Annotated in this window: 19 protein-coding genes; 8 read left to right on the top strand and 11 right to left on the bottom strand. The window is 61.9% G+C overall.

Features of this window, described 5'->3' with window-relative positions; translation table 11 throughout:
* The first annotated feature begins 15 nt into the window (after positions 1-15).
* The 5 genes from FHW75_RS18765 (at position 16) to FHW75_RS18785 (ending at position 5,428) form a co-directional block, all read left to right on the top strand.
* Entirely contained in the window at positions 16-1,422 is a 1,407-nt protein-coding gene (locus FHW75_RS18765; protein ID WP_019096662.1) for a sensor histidine kinase, read from the top strand.
* Between the two features lie 13 nt (positions 1,423-1,435).
* Complete coding sequence (locus FHW75_RS18770) at positions 1,436-2,065, top strand: response regulator transcription factor (RefSeq protein ID WP_019096661.1); 630 nt, start codon at positions 1,436-1,438, stop codon at positions 2,063-2,065.
* A 133-nt stretch (positions 2,066-2,198) separates the two neighbouring features.
* The gene (locus tag FHW75_RS18775; protein WP_016713887.1) at positions 2,199-2,672 is read left to right on the top strand and encodes a MarR family winged helix-turn-helix transcriptional regulator; all 474 of its coding nucleotides are present in this window, start codon (positions 2,199-2,201) and stop codon (positions 2,670-2,672) included.
* Positions 2,673-2,702: 30 nt separating this feature from the next.
* A complete protein-coding gene (locus FHW75_RS18780) occupies positions 2,703-3,896 on the top strand; it encodes an HlyD family efflux transporter periplasmic adaptor subunit (RefSeq protein ID WP_025752571.1) in 1,194 nt (397 codons plus the stop codon).
* The gene (locus tag FHW75_RS18785; RefSeq protein WP_183674220.1) at positions 3,893-5,428 is read left to right on the top strand and encodes a DHA2 family efflux MFS transporter permease subunit; all 1,536 of its coding nucleotides are present in this window, start codon (positions 3,893-3,895) and stop codon (positions 5,426-5,428) included. The genes FHW75_RS18780 and FHW75_RS18785 overlap by 4 nt, the downstream gene beginning before the upstream one ends.
* A gap of 64 nt (positions 5,429-5,492) precedes the next feature.
* Here the strand turns inward: FHW75_RS18785 and FHW75_RS18790 are convergent, their stop codons facing one another.
* From FHW75_RS18790 to FHW75_RS18805, 4 genes are all read right to left on the bottom strand, one after another.
* Positions 5,493-6,500 carry a transketolase family protein gene (locus tag FHW75_RS18790; RefSeq protein ID WP_016713890.1) on the bottom strand — a complete coding sequence of 336 codons (1,008 nt, stop codon included), beginning with the start codon at positions 6,498-6,500 and terminating at the stop codon, positions 5,493-5,495.
* Complete coding sequence (locus FHW75_RS18795) at positions 6,497-7,345, bottom strand: transketolase (protein ID WP_016713891.1); 849 nt, start codon at positions 7,343-7,345, stop codon at positions 6,497-6,499. The genes FHW75_RS18790 and FHW75_RS18795 overlap by 4 nt, the downstream gene beginning before the upstream one ends.
* A 19-nt stretch (positions 7,346-7,364) precedes the next feature.
* On the bottom strand, positions 7,365-8,663 hold the full coding sequence (locus tag FHW75_RS18800) for an MFS transporter (protein WP_016713892.1): 1,299 nt from the start codon (positions 8,661-8,663) through the stop codon (positions 7,365-7,367).
* A 99-nt stretch (positions 8,664-8,762) separates the two neighbouring features.
* Positions 8,763-9,512, bottom strand: a complete 750-nt coding sequence (locus FHW75_RS18805; RefSeq protein ID WP_016713893.1) for an SDR family NAD(P)-dependent oxidoreductase — start codon at positions 9,510-9,512, stop codon at positions 8,763-8,765.
* 194 nt (positions 9,513-9,706) lie between these two features.
* Between FHW75_RS18805 and FHW75_RS18810 the strand changes: the two genes are divergently transcribed.
* Positions 9,707-10,624: a LysR substrate-binding domain-containing protein gene (locus FHW75_RS18810; RefSeq protein ID WP_016713894.1), complete on the top strand. Its 918-nt coding sequence runs from the start codon at positions 9,707-9,709 to the stop codon at positions 10,622-10,624.
* A gap of 118 nt (positions 10,625-10,742) precedes the next feature.
* Entirely contained in the window at positions 10,743-11,489 is a 747-nt protein-coding gene (locus tag FHW75_RS18815; RefSeq protein WP_183674223.1) for an SDR family oxidoreductase, read from the top strand.
* Between the two features lie 9 nt (positions 11,490-11,498).
* On the opposite strand, the gene FHW75_RS18820 is transcribed toward FHW75_RS18815, so the two are convergent.
* From FHW75_RS18820 to FHW75_RS18850, 7 genes are all read right to left on the bottom strand, one after another.
* Positions 11,499-13,565 carry a PAS domain-containing sensor histidine kinase gene (locus FHW75_RS18820; protein ID WP_183674226.1) on the bottom strand — a complete coding sequence of 689 codons (2,067 nt, stop codon included), beginning with the start codon at positions 13,563-13,565 and terminating at the stop codon, positions 11,499-11,501.
* 122 nt (positions 13,566-13,687) lie between these two features.
* The gene (mapR, locus tag FHW75_RS18825) at positions 13,688-15,097 is read right to left on the bottom strand and encodes a GntR family transcriptional regulator MpaR (RefSeq protein ID WP_016713897.1); all 1,410 of its coding nucleotides are present in this window, start codon (positions 15,095-15,097) and stop codon (positions 13,688-13,690) included.
* Positions 15,098-15,147: 50 nt separating this feature from the next.
* Positions 15,148-16,551 (bottom strand): cytochrome c oxidase accessory protein CcoG, encoded by a 1,404-nt coding sequence (gene ccoG / locus FHW75_RS18830; RefSeq protein WP_183674229.1) that lies wholly within the window; start codon positions 16,549-16,551, stop codon positions 15,148-15,150.
* Positions 16,552-16,672: 121 nt separating this feature from the next.
* Positions 16,673-16,912, bottom strand: a complete 240-nt coding sequence (locus FHW75_RS18835; protein WP_183674232.1) for a DUF3203 family protein — start codon at positions 16,910-16,912, stop codon at positions 16,673-16,675.
* Positions 16,913-17,548: 636 nt separating this feature from the next.
* Positions 17,549-18,448, bottom strand: coding sequence for a hydroxymethylglutaryl-CoA lyase (locus FHW75_RS18840; RefSeq protein ID WP_183674235.1), 900 nt, complete (start codon positions 18,446-18,448; stop codon positions 17,549-17,551).
* Between the two features lie 19 nt (positions 18,449-18,467).
* The gene (locus FHW75_RS18845) at positions 18,468-18,866 is read right to left on the bottom strand and encodes a MerR family DNA-binding transcriptional regulator (protein WP_019099730.1); all 399 of its coding nucleotides are present in this window, start codon (positions 18,864-18,866) and stop codon (positions 18,468-18,470) included.
* Between the two features lie 72 nt (positions 18,867-18,938).
* Positions 18,939-19,817, bottom strand: coding sequence for a helix-turn-helix domain-containing protein (locus tag FHW75_RS18850; protein ID WP_016713902.1), 879 nt, complete (start codon positions 19,815-19,817; stop codon positions 18,939-18,941).
* 172 nt (positions 19,818-19,989) lie between these two features.
* On the opposite strand from FHW75_RS18850, the gene pobA reads away from it, so the two are divergent.
* On the top strand, positions 19,990-21,177 hold the full coding sequence (gene pobA, locus FHW75_RS18855; RefSeq protein WP_027614940.1) for a 4-hydroxybenzoate 3-monooxygenase: 1,188 nt from the start codon (positions 19,990-19,992) through the stop codon (positions 21,175-21,177).
* The last annotated feature ends 20 nt before the right edge of the window (positions 21,178-21,197 follow it).

Raw genomic sequence — 21,197 nt, forward strand, 5'->3', positions numbered from 1 at the left:
AACGAGCCGCCTACCGTGGACAAGACCGCTTATCCCTTGCTCGCCAAGGACCCTCAACCCAGCCTGCTGCTGGCCGATGACGCCAGGCCGCTGGCGCTCAACCCCGCGCTGCAAGCCTGGGTAGATGCAGGCCCGGGGTTGGCCAGCTGGCTGCCGGCCAACTGCGCCGCGCTGGTACGTGCCTGCCTGCGCCAGCATCGGGCGATTGCCGATGTCGAGGTGCAGGTGGGTGAGCGCATCGTGCTGTGGACGTTCATTCCTGATGACCAGGGGCAGCAGGTGCTAGGGCGCTGCCGTGACGCCAGCGAAGAGCGCCAGGGGGCGCGAGAGGCCAGCCGCGCACGGCGCTTGTATCGGCTGATCATCGAGAACACCACCGACCTGATCTCCCGGCACAGCCCCGATGGCCGCTTTCTCGATGCTTCTCCGGCCGCATTCCGCCTGCTCGGGTTGTGGCCCGAGCAACTACGCGGCATGCCCGTGCACAGCCTGCTGCACCCACGCGAGCGGCGCCAGGTGCTGCGCCAGGCGGCAGCGGCGCTGGACCAGGATGGCTACCACACCATGACCTGCCGGGTACGCCAGGCTGCGGGCGGTTACCGTTGGTTCGAAATCGCCAGCCGGGCCATCCGCGAAACCTACACCGGCACGGTGGTGGAGGTGGTCAGCGTGTCCCGCGACATCACCTTGCGCATCGAAGCCCAGGAAAGCCTGGCGCACAGTGCCCGGCTGGCCACCCTCGGCGAACTGGCCTCGGGCATTGCCCACGAGATCAATCAGCCGTTGGCTGCGGTGGTCAATTACGCCAACGCCAGCTTGCGCTACCTGTCGAGCATCGAGCGCGACCCGCAGGCCCGTGAGCGTGTAGGGCAGGGGTTGCAACGCATCAGCGAACAGGCCACCCACGCCGCTGAAGTGATCCGCCGCTTGCGCGCTTTCCTGCGCAAGGGGCCACGAAACCTGCAGGCGCTGGACGTGACCGAGGTCGCCGAGGAGGCCATGCGCTTGTGCGCTTGGGAGGCCGCGCGCGACCAAGTGACGGTGGAGCTGCGCATGAGTACGCAACTGCCCTTGGTGTACGCCGACCGGGTGTTGCTGGAACAGGTCCTGCTCAACCTGTTGCGCAATGCCATCGATGCCAACCGCGAGCAGCAGGGCGAGCGGCCGTCACGTATCCTGCTCGGCGCTGTGCGTGATGGCGACGGCGTGCTGGTGGAGGTGGCTGACCAGGGCCCGGGTGTGGACCCCGAGCGCCTGGACGAAATATTCACGCCGTTCACCACCAGCAAGGCCGACGGCCTGGGACTGGGTTTGAGCATGAGCCGCAGCCTGATCGAAGGCTTTGGTGGCAGCCTGTGGGCGCGGGCGGGTGACAACGGCGGTCTGGTATTGTGCTGCCGCCTGGCGGTCAGCAGGGGATAAGGGGGAGTTGAGGGTGCAAGCGAAGGTGTATGTGGTCGATGACGACCAAGGGATGCGCGACTCGACGGTGTGGCTGCTGGAGTCGGTGGGTTTGCAGGCGTTGCCGTTTGCCAGTGGGCAGGCATTTCTCGATGCCTGCGTCGACGATGGGCCTGCCTGTGTGCTGCTGGATGTGCGCATGCCGGGGCTGGGCGGGCTTGCGGTACAGCAGGCGATGCGCGAGCGCGGCCTGGCGCTGCCGGTGATCTTCGTCAGTGGCCATGCCGATGTGCCGATCGTGGTGCGCGCGTTCAAGGCTGGCGCCTGCGACTTCATCGAAAAGCCTTACAACGACCAGTTGCTGCTCGACAGCGTGCAGGCCGCGCTGGAGCATGCCACGCGTGCGCGGCAGGGCGATCAGGCATTGGCTCAGGTGCAGGTGCGTATCGACGGCCTGACGCCGCGTGAGCGTGATGTGTTCGTGCCGCTGGCCCAGGGGTTGAACAACCGAGAGATTGCCGAGCAACTGGGCATCAGCGTAAAGACCGTGGACCTGTACCGGGGGCGGGTGATGAAGCGTTTGCAGGCGGGCAGCCTGGCAGAACTGGTGGGTATGGCGATTGCCTGCGGGGCTGTGGAGGCATTGGGCTTGCGAGCGCGCTAGCCGCCTTGGCGCCCCCCAACAGAAGCGGCATTTCAGCCAGAAATATGAAATTTTGCATAGCTACCTAATCAAGGCTTTGACATTCACTGCCTAGGCAGTAATATTTTCACACAATTACCCGAGCAATCCCCCGATGGCCCATTTTTCCCCCGAAAACTTCCAGACCTGCGCCATCGGCATGTTGCTCGGCCGCGCAGCGATCCTGAAGGATCGCATTCTCGACTGGCACCTTGAATCAGAGGGCGTCACCGCCGCGCAGTTCAAGGTGCTGATCATCGTCACCCAGTACCAGGTAGACACCCCGGCCGAGCTTTGCCGCTACCTAGGCCTGGACAGCGGTTCGATGACCCGCATGCTCGACCGCCTCGAACAGAAGGACCTGATCGTGCGCAACCGCTGCGCCGACGACCGCCGCCAGGTGCGCCTGGCGCTCACCGCCGACGGCCAGCGCCTGGCCGACCGCCTGCCGGAAATTGGCGCCGCCGCCATGAACGAGTTGTGCGGCGTGCTGGCACCTGACGAGCTCAAGGCCCTGGAAGGCCTGCTGGCCAAGGTGCTGCTCAGTGCTGGCGACCCGTTGACGATCCGCCGTTTTGGCGACCGTTGAACCCTGTCACGAATTATTCAAGGTATTGTCATGGCCACTCCCGCAGACACCCCGACTCCCTCCGCCGCGCCCGAGCCGTCGCGCAAGCGCAAGGCCTGGCTGCTTGGCCTGGTGTTGTTGCTGATCCTTACCGGTATCGGCACCTGGGCCTGGTACAGCCTGGTCGGGCGCTGGCACGAAAGCACCGACGATGCCTACGTCAACGGCAACGTGGTGGAGATCACCCCGCTGGTCACCGGCACCGTCACCAGCATTGGTGCCGATGACGGCGACCTGGTCCACGCCGGCCAGGTGTTGCTGCAATTCGACCCGGCCGACAGCGAGGTGGCCTTGCAGTCCGCCGAGGCCAAGCTGGCGCGCAGTGTGCGGCAGGTACGCGGGCTGTACAGCAACGTCGACTCGCTCAAGGCTCAGCTGGAAACCCGCCAGGCCGAATTGCGCAAGGCACAGCAGGACTTCAACCGGCGCAAGGTGCTCGCCGACAGCGGTGCCATTGCCGCAGAAGAGCTGTCTCATGCCCGCGACGACCTGAGTGTGGCACAGGCTGCTGTCAACAGTGCCCGCCAGCAACTCAGCACCAGCAGCGCGCTGGTCGATGACACCGTGGTGTCTTCGCATCCCGAGGTGATGGCTGCTGCTGCCGACCTGCGTCAGGCCTACCTCGATCATGCCCGTACCACCTTGGTGGCACCGGTAACCGGCTACGTTGCCAAGCGCACCGTGCAATTGGGCCAGCGCCTGCAACCGGGCACTGCGACCATGGCGGTGATCCCGCTGGACCAGGTGTGGATCGATGCCAACTTCAAGGAAACCCAGCTGCGTGACATGCGCATCGGCCAGCCGGTGCAGATCAGCGCCGACCTGTACGGCAGCGAGGTCAAGTACAGCGGCACGGTGGACAGCCTGGGGGCCGGTACCGGTAGCGCATTCGCGCTGTTGCCTGCACAAAACGCCACTGGCAACTGGATCAAGATCGTGCAGCGGGTGCCGGTGCGTATTCACCTCAGTCCTGACCAGCTCAAGGACCACCCGTTGCGCATCGGCCTGTCCACGGTGGTGGAAGTCGACCTGCACGACCAGAGTGGCCCGGCCCTGGCCCAGCAGCCGCCGCAGCAGGCCAGCTACACCACCCAGGTGTACGACCGCCAACTGGTCGAGGCAGACGACCTGATTGCCCGGCTGATTCACGAAAACAGCGCAACCGGCAAGACGGCCCAGCGATGAGCAACAACGCCGCTGCCCAGTTCACGCCGCCGAGCCTGCTGCTGACCACCATCGGCCTGTCGCTGGCGACGTTCATGCAGGTGCTCGACACCACCATCGCCAACGTGGCGTTGCCGACCATTTCCGGCAACCTGGGGGTGAGTTACGAGCAGGGCACCTGGGTCATCACGTCGTTCGCGGTGAGCAACGCCATCGCCTTGCCGCTGACCGGCTGGCTGAGCCGGCGGTTTGGTGAAGTGAAACTGTTCATCTGGGCCACGCTGCTGTTCGTGCTGGCCTCGTTCCTGTGCGGTATCGCCCAGTCGATGCCGGAGCTGGTCGGCTTTCGCGTGTTGCAAGGGGTGGTTGCCGGGCCGTTGTACCCGATGACCCAGACTTTGCTGATTGCCGTGTACCCCCCGGCCAAGCGGGGGATGGCGTTGGCGCTGCTGGCGATGGTCACGGTGGTGGCGCCGATTGCCGGGCCGATTCTGGGGGGCTGGATTACCGACAGCTACAGTTGGCCATGGATCTTCTTCATCAACGTGCCCATCGGCCTGTTCGCCGCCGCCGTCGTGCGTCAGCAGATGCGTTCGTGGCCTGTGGTCACCAGCCGCCAGCCGATGGATTACATCGGTTTGCTCACGTTGATCATCGGTGTCGGCGCGTTGCAGGTGGTGTTGGACAAAGGCAATGACCTGGATTGGTTCGAGTCTTCGTTCATCATCGTCGGCAGCCTGATTTCGGTGGTGTTTCTGGCCGTGTTCGTGATCTGGGAACTGACCGACCGCCACCCTGTGGTGAACTTGCGCCTGTTCGTGCACCGCAACTTCCGGGTTGGCACCCTTGTGCTGGTCGGGGGGTATGCGGGGTTCTTCGGCATCAACCTGATCCTGCCGCAATGGTTGCAGACGCAGATGGGCTACACCGCGACCTGGGCGGGCCTGGCGGTGGCGCCAATCGGCTTGCTGCCGGTGATCATGTCGCCGTTCGTGGGCAAGTATGCGCACCGGTTCGACCTGCGGGTGCTGGCGGGGCTGGCGTTCCTGGCGATCGGTACCAGCTGCTATATGCGTGCGGGCTTCACCAGTGAGGTGGACTTCCAGCATGTGGCCCTGGTGCAGTTGTTCATGGGTATTGGTGTGGCGCTGTTCTTCATGCCGACCTTGAGCATCCTGCTGTCTGATCTGCCGCCGCACCAGATCGCTGACGGGTCGGGGCTGGCGACCTTCCTGCGTACGCTGGGGGGGAGTTTTGCCGCGTCGTTGACGACCTGGATCTGGATTCGTCGGGCGGATCAGCACCATGCTTACCTGAGCGAGAATATCAGCCAGTTCGACCCGGCAACGCGTCATACGCTTGAGCAGTTGGGCGGGGCCAACCCGCAAAGCTATGCGCAGCTGGAGCAGATACTCAACGGGCAGGCGTACATGATGTCGACGGTGGATTACTTCACCTTGATGACCTGGGTGTTTGCCGGGTTGATCTTGCTGGTGTGGTTTGCCAAGCCACCGTTCATCGCCAAGGCGGGACCGGCTTCGGCAGGGCATTGAAGCCGCAGTATCACGGCCACAACCCTGGGTTACCCCCAGTGCTGTGGCCGTGTCAGGCCTACTTTTAAAGCCAAGCCTTGATTTGAGCGCTGACGGCTTGCGTTGAGATGCCATAGCGGTCGTGCAAAGTCGGCAAAGCGCCGGCATCCAGGAAGGCATCTGGCAGCGCGATCTGGCGGAATGTCGGCGTTACGCTATTGCGCATCAACAACCCGGCCACAGCTTCACCCAAGCCGCCAATGATCGAAGCGTTTTCTGCCGTGACCACCAGGCGTCCGGGTTTGCGCGCTTCAGCCAGAATCGTTTGCTCGTCCAGCGGCTTGACGGTCGGTACGTGCAGCACCGCAACGTCGACACCATCCGCCTTCAGTTTCTCGGCAGCTTCGAGGGCGCGCATGGTCATCAGGCCTGTGGAAATGATCAGTACATCGTTGCCCGTGCGCAGGTTCTTGGCTTTGCCGATTTCAAACTTGTAGCCGTATTCGTCAAGCACTACTGGCACATTGCCCCGGAGCAGGCGCATGTACACTGGCCCTTGGTGCGCTGCAATCGCTGGAACGGCTTGTTCGATTTCCAGCGCATCGCAGGGGTCTACGATCATCAGATTTGGCATGGCGCGGAAGATCGCAAGGTCGTCCGTCGCCTGGTGGCTCGGGCCGTAGCCGGTAGTCAGCCCTGGCAGGCCGCATACGATCTTGACGTTGAGGTTTTCCTCTGCAATCGCCATGCAGATGAAGTCGTACGCGCGGCGTGAGGCGAATACCGCATAGGTGGTCGCGAACGGCGTGAAGCCTTCCCGGGCCATACCGGCAGCTGCGCTCATCAGCAACTGTTCGGCCATGCCCATCTGATAGAAACGATCCGGGTGGGCCTTGGCGAAGATGTGCAGGTCTGTGTACTTCGAGAGGTCTGCAGACAGCCCGACGATGTCCTGACGTTGCTCGGCCAGTGTCGCCAGTGCATGCCCAAACGGCGCAGGGCGTGTCGTCTGACCTTCAGAAGCGATCGAGGCAATCATCGCCGAAGTGGTCAAACGTTTTTTGCCCGTTGCCGGGTTATTTACACTACTCATTTGCTGCTCCCGAGCTGAAGGTTTTCAAGCGCCAGATCCCATTCGTGTTCATCAACGCGGATGAAGTGAGTTTTCTCGCGACCCTCCAGGAAGTCCACGCCCTTGCCCATCTTGGTGTCGCAGATGATCACTCTTGGTTGCTCCCCTTGGTGTTGTCGGGCAGCGTCGAATGCGGTGACCAGCGCTTGCAGATCATTGCCGTCTACACGCTGCGTGAACCAGCCGAAGGCCTGCCAGCGATCCACGATGGGTTCAAAAGCCAGTACTTCGCTTGAGTGGCCGTCAGCCTGTTGGTTGTTGACGTCGATGATTGCGATCAGGTTGTCGAGCTTCCAGTGCGAGGCCGACATCGCTGCCTCCCAGGTCGAACCCTCGTTCAACTCTCCGTCGGACAACAGGTTGTAGACGAATGAATCCGACTTCTTGCGCTTGAGGCCCAGGCAAGCGCCGACCGCGATGCCCAGCCCGTGGCCCAAAGAGCCGCCGGTGATTTCCATTCCCGGTGTGTAGGCCGCCATGCCCGACATCGGCAAGCGGCTGTCGTCGGAGCCGTAGGTTTCCAGCTCTTCGAGCGGGATAACTTCGGCTTCGATCAACGCCGCGTACAAGGCTATCGCGTAGTGACCAATGGATAGATAGAAGCGATCACGCTGTTCCCATTCCGGGTTATGAGGCTGGTAGCGCAGTGCGTGAAAGTAAGACACCGCAAGCAGATCGGCCGCGCCTAGCGCCTGGCCGACATAGCCCTGGCCCTGAACCTGGCCCATGCGCAGGGCATGGTGACGAATGTTGTAGGCGCGCTCTGTCAGCGCCGCCAGTGTGGTGGGTGAGGGTTGAGCAGTCATTCGGGAAACTCCAATTAACTCAGCGATTGACCGAAGCGGCAGGGATGCGCAACACCAGGCAGGCACCTACCAGCAGTACGGCGGTGATGAGGTACATGCCGATGGCACTGGACCCGGTTGTGGTCGTAATCCAGCCGATCAGGTAAGGCGAGCAGAACCCGGCGAGGTTGGCGAAGCTGTTGATTCCGGCAATACCGGCCGCCGCCGACACGCCGCCCAGCAGCGTGGTGGGCAGCATCCAGAACAGCGAGGAAGCCGACAGCACGCCTGAAGCCGCCAGGCACAGGCTCAGTATCGAAAGCAACAGGTTGCCGCCCATCAGTGTTGCCAGCGTCAGGCCGATTGCACCGGCGATCATCGGTACGACGAGGTGCCAGCGGCGCTCGCGGTGTTTGTCGCCACTGCGGCCCATGAGCAACATGGCAGCAATTGCACAGATGTACGGCAGGCTGGTCAGAAGGCCGATGTGCAAGGGGTCGGATACGCCTGCGTTGCGCACCAGTGTCGGCAGCCAGAAGGTGATAGCGTACTGGCCCATCACGACACAGAAGTAGATGCACGCCAGCAGCCACAAGCGGCGATCCCGGATGAACTCACGAGGTGAGGCGTGGGTGACCTTGCAGCTGTTGTCTTCGGCCAACTCTTTGTTGACCAGCGCCTTTTCATCATCCGTGAGCCAGGTTGCCTGATGCACGCCGTCCTTCAGATAGGCCAGCACCAACAGGCCAACGATGACAGTCGGAATGGCTTCGAGAACGAACATCCACTGCCAGCCGGCCCAGCCATGGAAGCCTGCAAAGCTGTTCATGATCCAGCCGGAGATCGGCCCCCCAACCATGCCCGACAGGGGGATCGCCACGAACCACAGCACCGTCATTCTTGCGCGGCGGTAGGAGGGAAACCAGTAGGTCAGGTACAGCAACAGCCCTGGTGCCAAGCCCGCTTCGGCAATGCCGAGCAAAAAGCGCAACGCATAGAACTGCCAGGCCGTTTCGACGAAGGCGAACAGGGCAGAGATGATGCCCCAGGAAATCATGATACGAGCGATCCAACGCCGAGCGCCAACCCGATGCAGGATCAGGTTGCTGGGCACCTCGCAGAGAAAATAACCCAGGAAGAACATGCCCGCACCAAGGCCGTAGACGGCCTCGCTCAATGACAGGTCGTTCATCATTTGCAGCTTGGCGAAGCCAACGTTGACGCGGTCCAGATAAGCACACAGGTAGCACAGCATCAGGAACGGCATCAATCGCCAGGCAGTTTTGCGATACGCGTTGGCGCGGACGCTGACGACCGCCTCCAGAGACAGGGTTGTCATGATGGTCTGATCTCTTGTTTTTATTGACAGCTAACGGCTGTAACGTCGATTCAGAACAGCGCCAGCCGACAGGCCAGCGCAACTACATCCGGCCGGTCATCAGTGGATCAACATGCCGCCGTTCACATCCAGGGTAATGCCTGTCAGGTAGGAGGACAGGTCGCTGGCCAGAAACAGCGCAGCGTTGGCAACGTCCTGTGCTTCACCCAGGCGACCCAGCGGGATGCCATCGATGATCGCGTGGCGGCGCTCGTCCTGCATCAGGCCGCCTGTGATGTCGGTGTGGATCAGGCCGGGTGCAATCGAGTTTACCCGCACGTTGTCAGGGCCCAGCTCACGGGCCATGGCTTTACCCAGCCCCAGCACGCCGGCTTTCGCTGCGCTGTAGTGTGGGCCACCGAAGATGCCACCGCCGCGCTGCGCCGATACCGACGACATGCAAATGATGCTGCCGGATTGCTGTTGGCGCATGTGCGGGATCACTGCCTGCGACATCAGCAATGTGCCGCGCAGGCTTACGTCCAGCACTTTGTCATAGTCGCTGTGCTTGATGTCCAGAATCTTCAACGGTTGAGTGATGCCTGCGTTGTTGACCAGCACGTCGATACGGCCGAAGTGCTCAATGATTTGCGCTACGGCATGCTGCACTTGAGCTTCGTCGGCGACGTTGGCAGCGAGCCCCAGATGCCCTTCGCCAAGCGCGGCGGCAGCGTCGCGAGCGGCGGATTCATCCAGGTCCAGGATAACCACGCGGGCACCCTGTTGTGCGAACGTGGTGGCAGTGGCTCGTCCGATACCACGTGCCGATGCTGCGCCTGTGATGATGGCGACTTTTCCTTGAAGAAGCATGAGTGAAACCTCTGATTATTTTTATGGGTTCGATTCACCTGAATCGATAGGCGCAGCTTGTTCTTCAGGTGCAGGCCGAGCAATAAGGTAAAAATCACTCGTTGCTGAAGAAAATTCATGGCTCGCATTGCGCGATGGCCAATGATTGAATGCGTCTTCCAAGCAAGGTCAATATCTACAGCGGAAGCCGATGCATGAAAGTCACTGCCGATGCGATACCCGTCATTCCACCGTTGAGGGCAATTCAGTGCTTTGAACAGACCGCACGTTTCGGCAATGTAGCGCGCGCTGCCGAGACACTCGACTTGACGCCTTCAGCTGTCAGCCATCAACTCGCCAATCTAGAGGGAATGATCGGTCGCCAGTTGTTCATTCGAGAGGCTCGCGGTGTGAGGCTTACACCGGTAGGCGAGCAGTACTTGAAAGAAATTTCGGGTGTGCTCCATAGCCTGGCAATTGCCACCGAGCGTGCAGCGAGCGACGTCAGCCTTGATTGCCTGCGGCTGCACTCGTCACCCAGTTTTGGTCTTTTGTGGATCATGCCGAGGCTGGAGGCGTTTCGACTGGCGCATCCTGATATCCAGATCAACCTCTCCTGTTCGTACGAGTCCTTGCACTTCAGCCGGGACAAGATTGATGTTGATATCCGCCACGGCACACCGAACTGGCCAAGTTATGAAGTCCGCACGATACGCGATGAGACGTTCACTGTTCTGGCGTCACCGGGCCTGCTTGCCAAGCGTGCTGTCTCACATCCACGCGACCTGCTGAGCCAAGACCTTATTCTGTCTGAGGCCACCCTGCTCAAATGGCCGCAATGGTTCGCTCAACATGGGTTGGAGCGCCCTGAGAAACCTTATGCATTGAGTTTTGACCGCTCTTACATGACCTTGGAGGCCGCGAGCCACGGCCTTGGTTTCGCGCTCGAAAGTTCAATTCTCGCTCACAAGTATCTTCTCTCTGGCGCGCTGGTCGAAGTCGCACCCGATGCGTTGCGAGTCCCTGTGGCAGCGCACCATCTCGTTTTCCCAAGGGCTCATTCCAGCTTCCCGCGAGTGCGGCGGTTTCTGGAGTGGATGGAGAGCGAGTTGGGGCAGGGCTTCGCTTTCTAGTGCTTGGTGCCGAAGACGGCTGCGAACATAGGAGTGGGTTGACCTGACCTTGGTCATTCCCACGCACAGCTATTTCGCCTATTGTCGGCTCTCCCTCCCCGGAACGAATGGCAGATCCATGGAAAAAGTCATCGTCATCACCGGCGGCAGCCGTGGCATCGGCGCCGCCACGGCGTTGCTGGCCGCCCGTCAGGGCTACCGCATCTGCATCAACTACCACACCGACGAGCAGGCCGCCGAAGATATCCTGGGCCAGGTCCGCGCCTTGGGCGCCGAGGCCATTGCCGTGCGCGCCGACGTCAGCGTCGAGGATGAAATCATCCAGCTGTTCCAGCGCGTTGATGATGAACTCGGCCCGGTCACCGCATTGGTCAACAACGCCGGCACCATCGGCCAGCAAAGCCGGGTGGAAAATATGTCCGAGTTTCGCCTGCTCAAGGTCATGAAAACCAATGTCGTCGGCCCCATGCTCTGCGCCAAGCACGCCCTGCTGCGCATGGCACGTCGGCATGGCGGGCAGGGCGGGGCCATCGTCAACGTGTCATCGGTGGCTGCACGCCTGGGTTCGCCCAACGAATATGTCGACTATGCCGCCTCCAAGGGCGCACTCGATACCTTCACCATTGGTCTGTCCAAAGAGGTGGCTGGCGAGGGCGTGCGGGTCAATGGCGTTCGCCCGGGCTACATTCACACCGGCTTCCATGCGCTGTCCGGTGATCCGGACCGCGTCAGCAAGCTGAAACCCGGCTTGCCCATGGGCCGGGGCGGGCGCCCTGAAGAAGTGGCCGAAGCCATTCTCTGGTTGCTGTCTGACAAGGCATCCTACTCCACGGGCAGCTTCATCGACCTGGGTGGCGGGCGCTGAGCGCGCCCGTCAATCCTCAAGCAGGGTGCGGACCCGCTCGGCCAGCACCTCCAGTTCAAACGGCTTGGTCAGCACCAGCGTGCCTTGTAGCAACTGGCCGTCACTGAGCGCCGCGCTTTCATCGTAGCCGGTGATGAACAGCACCTTGAGGTCCGGGTAGCGCTCGCGGCAGCGCTCAGCCACCTGGCGGCCATTCAGGCCGCCGGGCAAGCCGATATCGCTCAGTAACAGGTCTGGCCGTTCGCCGTTTTGCAGGTAGGCCAAGGCAGTTGGGCCGTCCTCGAATGCATCAACCCGGTAACCCAGCTCTTCCAGCACTTCGCAAACCACCAGGCGCAAGGCCGTCTGATCTTCGATCAACAGGATACGCCGCGCCACTGCACTCTCTTTTTCCAGTACCTTGCGCTGCGGTTTGGGGGCAGGCGGCTTGGGTTGCTCATAGTGGCGGGGCAAAAGCAGCTCGATGCGCGTGCCTTCACCCAGCGTCGAAAGTACGCGCAGTTGCCCACCCGATTGGCGCACGAACCCGTAAGTCATCGACAAACCCAGGCCAGTGCCCTGGCCCATGGGCTTGGTGGTGAAGAAGGGGTCTACGGCACGCTTGGCCACCTCCGCCGACATGCCCTTGCCGTTGTCGATGATGCTCAGCCGCACGTATTCGCCGGCGGGCAGTTCCAGCGCCTGGGCCTGTACCGCGTCAAGCAGCAGGTTGTCGCCGACGATATCGATAACGCCGCCCCCTGGCATGGCGTCGCGCGCGTTGATGCACACGTTGAGCAGGGCGCTTTCCAGTTGGGGTGGGTCGATGAACGTTGGCCATAGCTCGCAGGCAAACCGGCTGCTCAGGGTGATGGCCGGGCCAATGGTGCGGCGTAACAGCTCTTCCATGCCAGCCACCAATGTTGCCACTTGCGTTGAGCAGGGCTGCAGGGTCTGCTGGCGTGAGAACGCCAGCAAACGGTGCACCAGCGAAGAAGCCCGTTGAGCCGAGCCGCTGGAGAGCTCCAGCAATGGCTCGATGGCGTCGAAGCGTGACTGGTTCAGGCGTTGGCGCATCAGCTCTTGCGCGCCCAGAATACCGCCCAGCAGGTTGTTGAAATCGTGGGCGATGCCACCACTGAGCTGGCCCACGGCTTCCATCTTCTGCGCCTGGCGCAGGGCTTCCTCGGCTTTGGCCAGGCGCTTCTGCTCCTGTACGCGCTCGCTGATGTCATAGGCGAACAGAAAAGCGCCTTGTATTTCGCCATCCTGGTCGCGCAAGGCATTGAAACGCAGTTCGTAATGGTATTGCTCGGGCGCCTTGCCGAATGTCCCGATCTCGACGAATTGCTCGCCTGCCAAGGCACGCTGCCACATGGACAAGCTCAATGTCCGAACGTTTGGCTCATCGTCGATCAGGTCTGGCAAGTAATCGCCAGTTTCAGGCGTACGCCCGAACAACCGTTGAAAGTCATGTTTCGCCTGGCGATTGATGGCCAGCCAACGCATGTCTTTGTCGACCACATGCACATTGACCACGCTGTGGTCGACCAGCTCGGCGAACAGTCGTCGCTCTGCCAGTGCAGCGCTTACCCGTTGCTCCAATTCTTCGTTCAGGCGTTGCAGGGCCTGCTCTGCCCGACGGCGTTCGGTAACGTCCTTGAACAACACCGCTACCTGGCGTTTCTCGGCAGGCTCCACGCGGAAGGTGGTAACGGACAGCACACGGCCGGTAGCGACCAGTTCCTGCTCGAAATGCAGGGGCTCGCCAGTGCGCAGCACTGCGCCATAGCGGGCTACCCAGTCATCGGCTTCATCGGGCACCATCTCGCGCAGCTTTTGCCCGACCACGTTGGGGATGCCGGCGTGCTTGGCGTAGGCCGCGTTGGCCAGTACATGCACGTAATCACTGAGCGGGCCGTGCGGGCCGTCGAAGAACTCGATGATGCAGAAGCCTTCGTCCATGGTGTCGAACAACGAACGGTAGAAGTTCTGATCGTGGTCCTGGAGGCTGGCAAGCTGGGATTCCAGTTGCGCGTTCTGCCGCTGAAGGGCTTCGACGTGTTGGCGCAGTGAGCGCAGGTCGCGGGAGGGCATGCCGACGTCCGACAAAAGGGGAGGCTCTGACTTTAGCGTGTTCATCTGCATGCGAATAGCGGGTCAGTACAGTTGGCGGGCGATGCCCGGCAGCCGTCGTTCGGCCGCCGGGTGCTCGATGGTCAGAAGGAGCGGATGATCCGCCCGAGGGTTTCCATGGCCCGTTCGGCGCCGTCATGCCAAGGGCTTCCGTAGTTCAGGCGGATGCAATTGCCGAAGCGCCGGGTGGGCGAGAAAATCGGCCCGGGGGCGATGCTGATGCCTTGCGCCAAGGCCATATGGAACAGCTTGAGGGCGTCCATTTGTTCGGGCAGTTCCAGCCACAGGAAGTAGCCACCGGAAGGCTGGCTGACCCGCGTCTGCGCCGGAAAGTGGCGAGCGATGGCCGCCAGCATGTTGGCCTGCTGGCCTTCCAGCGCGTAACGCAGCTTGCGCAGGTGGCGGTCGTAGCCGCCGTGCTGCAGGTAGTCGGCAATTGCCGCCTGGGCCGGCATCGAGGCACACAGCGAGGTCATCAGTTTCAGCCGTTCGATCTTCTGCGCAAAGCGCCCGGCCGCGACCCAGCCGATGCGGTAGCCCGGTGCCAGGCTTTTGGCGAACGAGCCGCAGTGCATCACCAGGCCCTGGGTGTCGAAGGCCTTGGCCGGTTTGGGCGCCTGTTGCGAGTAGTACAGCTCGGCGTACACGTCGTCTTCGATCAACGGCACCTCATGGCGCGCCAGCAACTCCACCAGGGCCTGTTTCTTGGCTTCCGGCATGCTGGCGCCCACCGGGTTCTGGAAGTTGGTCATGCACCACACGGCCTTGACCGGGTGCTTCTCCAGGGTTTGTGCCAGCACGCCCAGGTCCATGCCTTCGCGCGGGTGCACCGGGATTTCCACCGCCTTGAGCTTGAGCCGCTCCAGTACCTGCAGGCAGGCATAGAAGGCCGGGGCCTCGATGGCTACCAGGTCGCCGGGCTGAGTCACTGCCTGCAGGCACAGGTTCAGGGCCTCCAGTGCGCCGTTGGTGATCAGCAGTTCTTCCATGGGCAGCATCAGCCCGCCAACCATGTAGCGCAGGGCAATCTGCCGGCGTAGTTGCGGGTTGCCGGGCGACAGGTCGGTGACCACCATGCGCGGGTCCATGCTGCGGCTGGCGCTGGCCAGCGAGCGCGACAGGCGTTGCAGCGGGAACAGTTCGGGGCTGGGGAAGGCCGAACCGAACGGTATGGTGTTGGGGTCCTTGATCGAGTCGAGGATCGAAAACACCAAGGCGCTGACGTCGACATCGGTAGACTCGCTGACCGGCTGCAGCGCTTGAGGTTCGCTGAACTGGCGTGGGGCGTGGGCGTTGACAAAATACCCCGAGCGCGGCCGGGCGCGGATCAGCCCGCGCCGCTCCAGCAGGTAATAGGCCTGGAAAACGGTAGAAGGGCTGACCCCGTGGGTCTGGCTGGCGTAGCGCACCGAGGGCACGCGCTGGCCGGGGCCCAGTACCCCGGAGCGGATCAGTTCGGCAATGTCGTCGGCAAAGCGTTCGTAGCGTTTCATTCTGGCCTTCTGTCGAAGCCTGGCAGGCAAGGTGGCGTCAGTGTAAGGGATCAACGGTTCATGGGGGCGACGAAGCGGCTGTGGGCCACGCTGCGGATGGCGGGGTCGTCACGCTCGCTGATTTCGAAGCTGAGTGTTTGCGAGCTGCTGGTCGGGCGCTCGGCGAGCATCGCCACCGACACCGGCAGTTCACTCATTTCGCCCGCCGGGATGACCAACGCGGTGTTGCCCTGCAAGGTGAAGCCGTCGGCGTCCAGCAGGCGCAACGCATAGTGCTGGGTGCGCTCGGTCTTGTTGATGACCTTGAGCAGGTAGATGTTCTCGATCTGGCCCAAGGCATTTTCACGGAACAGGCCACGGTCCTTGATCACATCCAGCGACACCATCGGGCGCAGTTGCAAGGCCACCACCAGCGCCGCGATCATCACCACCAGCGCAGCGGCATAGCCGAGCAGGCGTGGGCGCAGCCAGTGAGTAGTTCCGCCCTGCAGGCTGTGTTCGGACTTGTAGCCAATCAGCCCGCGAGCGTAACCCATCTTGTCCATCACCCCGTCGCAGGCGTCGATGCACGCTGCGCAACCGATGCAGGCCATTTGCAAGCCATCGCGGATATCAATGCCGGTGGGGCACACCTGCACACACAGCGTGCAGTCGATGCAGTCGCCCAGGCCTTGGGCCTGGACGTCGCTGCCCTTCTTGCGCGGGCCACGGGCCTCACCGCGCCGTGGGTCATAGGCGACGGCCAGGGTGTCCTTGTCGAACATCACACTCTGGAAGCGCGCATACGGGCAAATGTGCAGGCACACCGCTTCACGCAGCAGGCCGGCATTGATGTAAGTGGCGGCGGTGAAGAACAGCACCCAGAACAGCGCCACGCCGCCCAGTTGCAAGGTGAACAGTTCTGCGGCCAGAGGGCGAATCGGTGTGAAATAGCCGACGAAGGTCAGCCCAGTGAGGAGACCGATGACCAGCCACAGGCTGTGTTTCAGGGTGCGGCGCCCCAGTTTGTTCAGGCTCCAGGGCGCGGCGGCCAGTTTGATGCGCTGGTTGCGGTCACCTTCGGTGACCTTTTCGCACCACATGAACAGCCACGTCCAGGTGCTCTGCGGGCAGCTGTAGCCACACCACACGCGGCCGGCGTACACGGTGATGGCGAACAGGCCGAAGGCGCAAATGATCAGCAGCGCTGACAACAGGATGAAGTCCTGTGGCCAGAAGGTCGCGCCAAAGATGTGGAATTTGCTGTTGGCCAGGTCCCACAACACGGCCTGGCGTCCGTTCCAGTTCAGCCAGGCGGTGCCGAAGAACAGCACGAACAGGGCACCGGCAAAGCCGATGCGCAGGTTGCGGTACAGCCCGCTGAAGCTGCGGGTGTGAATGCCGCTGTCGGTGTGTCGCGGTCGGGGGCTGGCTGGGGTGGGGGCGATCTCTGTGAAAGGGATTCTATTGTTCATGGCTCGGTGCTCATCAGGCCTCGATCAGGCATGAGCACTATGGCCCTGAGGCTGTTATCAGCACAGGCTCAGATTTTGCGATAAAAACCATATCAGATTACCCGGCTTCGACCGCCAGGCCTTAAATTACCGAGCCTGGCACGCTGGCCTTCAGATGCCTGCGGCTATCCACCGCACCCGCTACGGTCAACGCATCGGCCTCGGCTTCGGTAATGGGGACGCGCTGGCCTGCCAGCAGTGCCACTGACATGCGCAGGTGTTCGTCGGTGACGATTTCGATAGCAGGGCCATCGCCTTCGATGCGCAGGTTCTCGCCGATCAGGGTGCAGCGGCGGGTGTTTTCGTCGATTTCAACGGGCATGGCGTTGTCCTCCTTGTAGGGTTACAGGGTGGACCACAATGCAAGGCGGGTTGCTGCATCAGGGGGCTGAAAGGAGAAGAAAGGAGGAGGGCGGGAAGCACTGAGGGGAGCCGAAGCTCCCCTCAAAGCGTTGTTGCTTGCTCTTTTTTTATTATTGGGACCGGCCTTTTGTTGTTTTTGTCAGCCTGTCCTGGTGTTGCGGGCGACCCCCATGCGGGGTCAAGAGCAAACGTATTTTTTTGAGCGCTGACCTGCTTTCATCATGGCTGATCCGAACCTGGCTGCCGCTACCTTGAGGTAGTTTTATTGTTCTGTGCCAGACCGCGGGGCGTACCCCTGAAAAGCGTGTCTACTCCAAAAAAATCTGCTTGCTACGCCTCTGCCGTGTTGTTCTTGTTATGTCAGAGCCGTTACCTGTTGTTTTTATTGGGTGTCACATTTTTTTTGTTCTTGTACCAAAGATATAGCAGGGTGCGTGCCAACTTTTGAAAGTCTTTTAAAATCAGTGGCTTAGCGGTTTTCGTCAAAAGTGCTTGGCCTGAGATTCTGCCGATTTGTTTCCCTGTTACCCGATTTTTTGCTGTGAAATGTGGGGTCGGTAACACTTCACCCACACCTGTGTGACACCCGTATGACTTACTGCGCGCTGCGCGCCCGCGCTACCCGCGACCCATTGCCGCGGCCCAGCACGCTACTGATGCGTTGGCCGGCGGCGATCAGCCGGTCGAGGTCGATGCCGGTTTCAATGCCCAGCCCTTGCAGCAGGTACACCACATCTTCGCTGGCGATGTTGCCGGTAGCCCCTTTGGCGTAAGGGCAGCCGCCCAGCCCGGCCACCGAGCTGTCGAATACGCTGATGCCTTCGAGCAGGCTGGCATAGACGTTGGCCAGGGCCTGGCCATAGGTGTCGTGGAAGTGCCCGGCCAGTTGCTCGCGCGGCACCTGGGCAGAGACCACCTCGAACAGGCGCCGGGTATCGCCGGCAGTGCCGGTGCCGATGGTGTCACCCAGCGATACTTCGTAGCAGCCCATGTCGTGCAGTGCGTGGGCCACCGGGGCCACCTGTTCAGCGCTGACCTTGCCTTCATAAGGGCAGCCGAGTACGCATGACACATAGCCACGCACGCGTACACCGTGGTTGCGCGCAGCTTCCATGATCGGCTCGAAGCGCTTGAGGCTGTCGCTGATAGAGCAGTTGATGTTGCGCTGCGAAAACGCTTCGGAGGCGGCCGCGAACACTGCCACTTCCTTCACCCCGGCAGCCAGCGCGTCCTCGAAACCGCGCAGGTTGGGTGCCAGCGCTGCATAAGTAACACCGGGGCGCTGGTCGATACCGGCGAACACCTCGGCAGAGCCGGCCATTTGCGGCACCCACTTGGGCGAGACGAAGCTGCCCACTTCTATATAGGCAAGGCCCGCTTCGGTAAGGTCGTTGACCAGGCGCACCTTGTCGGCAACGCTGATGGGCTGGGCTTCGTTCTGCAGGCCGTCGCGGGGGCCGACTTCGACCAGGCGGACGTGTTGGGGCAAGGACATGGCGGGTTTCCTGTGGGGTTCAACGGTTGTCTTTGTTGTTCAGGGTGGCGGCCAGGGCTTGTTCGCAACGCTCCTGGGCGGTGTCCAGTTCCAGTTGCATCTGGTGGATATCGAGCATCTGCTGCTCCAGCTGGGCGCGGCGCTCGGCGATTTTTGCCAGCATGCTGTTGAGCTGCTTGAGGTTGCCGCTGGTGGGGTCGTACAGCTCGATCAGCTCGCGGCACTCGGCCAGTGAAAAGCCGATGCGCTTGCCGCGCAGGATGAGCTTGAGGCTGACCTTGTCGCGGGCCGAATAGATTCTCTCCAGGCCACGGCGTTCGGGGCTCAACAGGCCCTGCTCTTCATAGAAGCGGATGGCCCGGGTGGTGATGTCCAGCTCGCGGGACAGGTCGGAGATGCTGTAGGTCTGGGTGCTCATGCTGGGGCTCGGCGTGGGGTATGCGGGTATCCTGAGGGCAGGTTGACGTATACGTCAAGCAGCCTGCCGCAATCAGTCCGGCTGCGCCGCGCGTCGGTACCCGTTAGGGGTCTCCCCGGTCAACCGCTTGAACCACCGGGCAAAGTACGTCGGGTCGGTGAATCCGAGGCTATCCGACAACTGCCCGATACTCATCCGCGTATAAATCAGGTTACGCCGCGCCTCCAGCAGCAACCGTTGGTGCACCACCTGCAACGCAGTCTGCCCGCTCAAAGCCCTGCACAGCTGGTTCAGTTGCAGGCTTGGAACGTTCAACCGTGCGGCAAAGGCCTCTACTGACAGATGCTCGCGGTAATGCGCCTCGACCAGCCGCAGGTACTGCCCCAGTAACTGCCGGTCGCGTTCGTCGCGGTTACGCGGTGCCTGCCCCAGTTGCTGGCGGCGGTTGATCCACACCATCAGCGCGGTCACCAGCGCTTCAAGCATGGCCGCACGCGCCGGGGCATTGCCCTGGTACTCCTGCTGCAAGGTGTCGATCAGGCTGCGCAGGTGCACACGGTCATGCCCAAGCGGGTAGCACGCAGGTTGCGCCAGCACCGCCAGCGGCATGCCCAGGCGCTGTTCCAGGTTCGCCACCAGCGCGGTGCCGAAGGTGAGCACATAGCCCTGGATATCGGCGCTGAAGCGAAAGCCATGCACGGTCATCGGCGGCACCACCTGGATCGCCGCTTCGCCGATGGCGCTGCGCAACCCTTCGATCTCCACCTGGGCCTGGCCGCGCTGTACATACAGCAACTGGAACAGCTCGGCATGCTGGTGTGGCTTGATCTCCCAGTGGTGCAGGCGGCTGCGCGCAGGGATCGATTCGCAGTGCAGCAGGTCGGTGCCGGGCCAGGCCTGGTTTTCGCCATACAGCTTGAACAACGGAACGCCGGGGAGGGTGGATTTCATCAGGGGTAGCCTGTCCGTTAATCGAACGTTTTTTATAAAAGTGCAGGTTTTAGATGGAATAGCACACTTCGGTAGCATTTTTTGCCAGTAAAAATGCAAGGGCAAACCCTAACAGCAGATGCCGCCCCACTGCCAGTCCAGGGCCGGCATCGTCCGAACAGAGACAACAACAATGAAAACTCAGGTTGCAATTATTGGTGCAGGTCCGTCTGGCCTGCTGCTGGGCCAACTGCTGCACAAGGCCGGCATCGATAACGTCATCGTCGAGCGCCAGACGCCTGAATACGTACTTGGCCGCATCCGTGCCGGGGTGTTGGAGCAAGGCACTGTCGACCTGCTGCGCGAAGCCGGTGTGGCCGAGCGCATGGACCGTGAGGGCCTGGTGCACGAAGGGGTCGAGTTGCTGGTCGGCGGGCGCCGCCAACGCCTGGACCTGAAAGCCCTGACCGGCGGCAAGACCGTCATGGTATACGGCCAGACCGAAGTCACCCGTGACTTGATGCAGGCCCGTGAAGCCAGTGGCGCGCCGATCATCTATTCCGCCAGCAATGTCCAGCCACATGAGCTGAAGGGCGAAAAGCCCTACCTCACGTTTGAGAAGGACGGCCAGTTGCACCGGGTGGATTGCGACTACATCGCCGGGTGTGACGGCTTCCACGGTGTATCGCGCCAGAGCATTCCCGAAGGTGTGTTGAAGCAGTACGAGCGGGTCTATCCGTTTGGCTGGCTGGGCCTGCTTTCGGACACGCCGCCGGTCAATCACGAGTTGATCTATGCCCACCACGAGCGTGGTTTCGCGTTGTGTAGCCAGCGCTCGCAAACACGCAGCCGCTACTACCTGCAGGTACCTTTGCAGGACCGGGTCGAAGCGTGGTCGGACGAGCGTTTCTGGAACGAGCTGAAAGCCCGTTTGCCCGCCGACGTAGCGGCTGACCTGGTCACAGGCCCGGCTTTGGAAAAAAGCATCGCCCCGCTGCGCAGCCTGGTGGTAGAACCGATGCAGTATGGTCACCTGTTCCTGGTGGGTGACGCGGCGCACATCGTCCCGCCTACCGGTGCCAAGGGCTTGAACCTGGCAGCGTCGGACGTGAATTACCTGTATCGCATTCTGGTCAAGGTTTACCGCGAAGGGCGCACCGACCTGCTGCAGCAATACTCCCCGCTGGCCCTGCGCCGGGTGTGGAAAGGCGAGCGCTTCAGCTGGTTCATGACCCAGTTGTTGCACGACTTCGGCAGCCACAAAGACGCCTGGGACCAGAAGATGCAAGAGGCCGACCGCGAGTACTTCCTGACGTCGCCAGCCGGGCTGGTGAACATTGCCGAGAACTACGTGGGCTTGCCGTTCGAGGAAGTGGCTTAGTTTTTTTCAGGGGTACGACA

The sequence above is a fragment of the Pseudomonas sp. OG7 genome (assembly GCF_014192825.1).
Classification (GTDB): Bacteria; Pseudomonadota; Gammaproteobacteria; order Pseudomonadales; family Pseudomonadaceae; genus Aquipseudomonas; species Aquipseudomonas monteilii.

Coding starts and splice junctions, on each gene's coding strand:
- FHW75_RS18775 (WP_016713887.1), top strand. CDS start 2,199: ATGGCCCATTTTTCCCCCGAAAACTTCCAGACCTGCGCCATCGGCATG.
- FHW75_RS18780 (WP_025752571.1), top strand. CDS start 2,703: ATGGCCACTCCCGCAGACACCCCGACTCCCTCCGCCGCGCCCGAGCCG.
- FHW75_RS18785 (WP_183674220.1), top strand. CDS start 3,893: ATGAGCAACAACGCCGCTGCCCAGTTCACGCCGCCGAGCCTGCTGCTG.
- FHW75_RS18790 (WP_016713890.1), bottom strand. CDS start 6,500: ATGAGTAGTGTAAATAACCCGGCAACGGGCAAAAAACGTTTGACCACT.
- FHW75_RS18795 (WP_016713891.1), bottom strand. CDS start 7,345: ATGACTGCTCAACCCTCACCCACCACACTGGCGGCGCTGACAGAGCGC.
- FHW75_RS18800 (WP_016713892.1), bottom strand. CDS start 8,663: ATGACAACCCTGTCTCTGGAGGCGGTCGTCAGCGTCCGCGCCAACGCG.
- FHW75_RS18805 (WP_016713893.1), bottom strand. CDS start 9,512: ATGCTTCTTCAAGGAAAAGTCGCCATCATCACAGGCGCAGCATCGGCA.
- FHW75_RS18810 (WP_016713894.1), top strand. CDS start 9,707: ATGAAAGTCACTGCCGATGCGATACCCGTCATTCCACCGTTGAGGGCA.
- FHW75_RS18815 (WP_183674223.1), top strand. CDS start 10,743: ATGGAAAAAGTCATCGTCATCACCGGCGGCAGCCGTGGCATCGGCGCC.
- FHW75_RS18820 (WP_183674226.1), bottom strand. CDS start 13,565: ATGCCCTCCCGCGACCTGCGCTCACTGCGCCAACACGTCGAAGCCCTT.
- mapR (WP_016713897.1), bottom strand. CDS start 15,097: ATGAAACGCTACGAACGCTTTGCCGACGACATTGCCGAACTGATCCGC.
- ccoG (WP_183674229.1), bottom strand. CDS start 16,551: ATGAACAATAGAATCCCTTTCACAGAGATCGCCCCCACCCCAGCCAGC.
- FHW75_RS18835 (WP_183674232.1), bottom strand. CDS start 16,912: ATGCCCGTTGAAATCGACGAAAACACCCGCCGCTGCACCCTGATCGGC.
- FHW75_RS18840 (WP_183674235.1), bottom strand. CDS start 18,448: ATGTCCTTGCCCCAACACGTCCGCCTGGTCGAAGTCGGCCCCCGCGAC.
- FHW75_RS18845 (WP_019099730.1), bottom strand. CDS start 18,866: ATGAGCACCCAGACCTACAGCATCTCCGACCTGTCCCGCGAGCTGGAC.
- FHW75_RS18850 (WP_016713902.1), bottom strand. CDS start 19,817: ATGAAATCCACCCTCCCCGGCGTTCCGTTGTTCAAGCTGTATGGCGAA.
- pobA (WP_027614940.1), top strand. CDS start 19,990: ATGAAAACTCAGGTTGCAATTATTGGTGCAGGTCCGTCTGGCCTGCTG.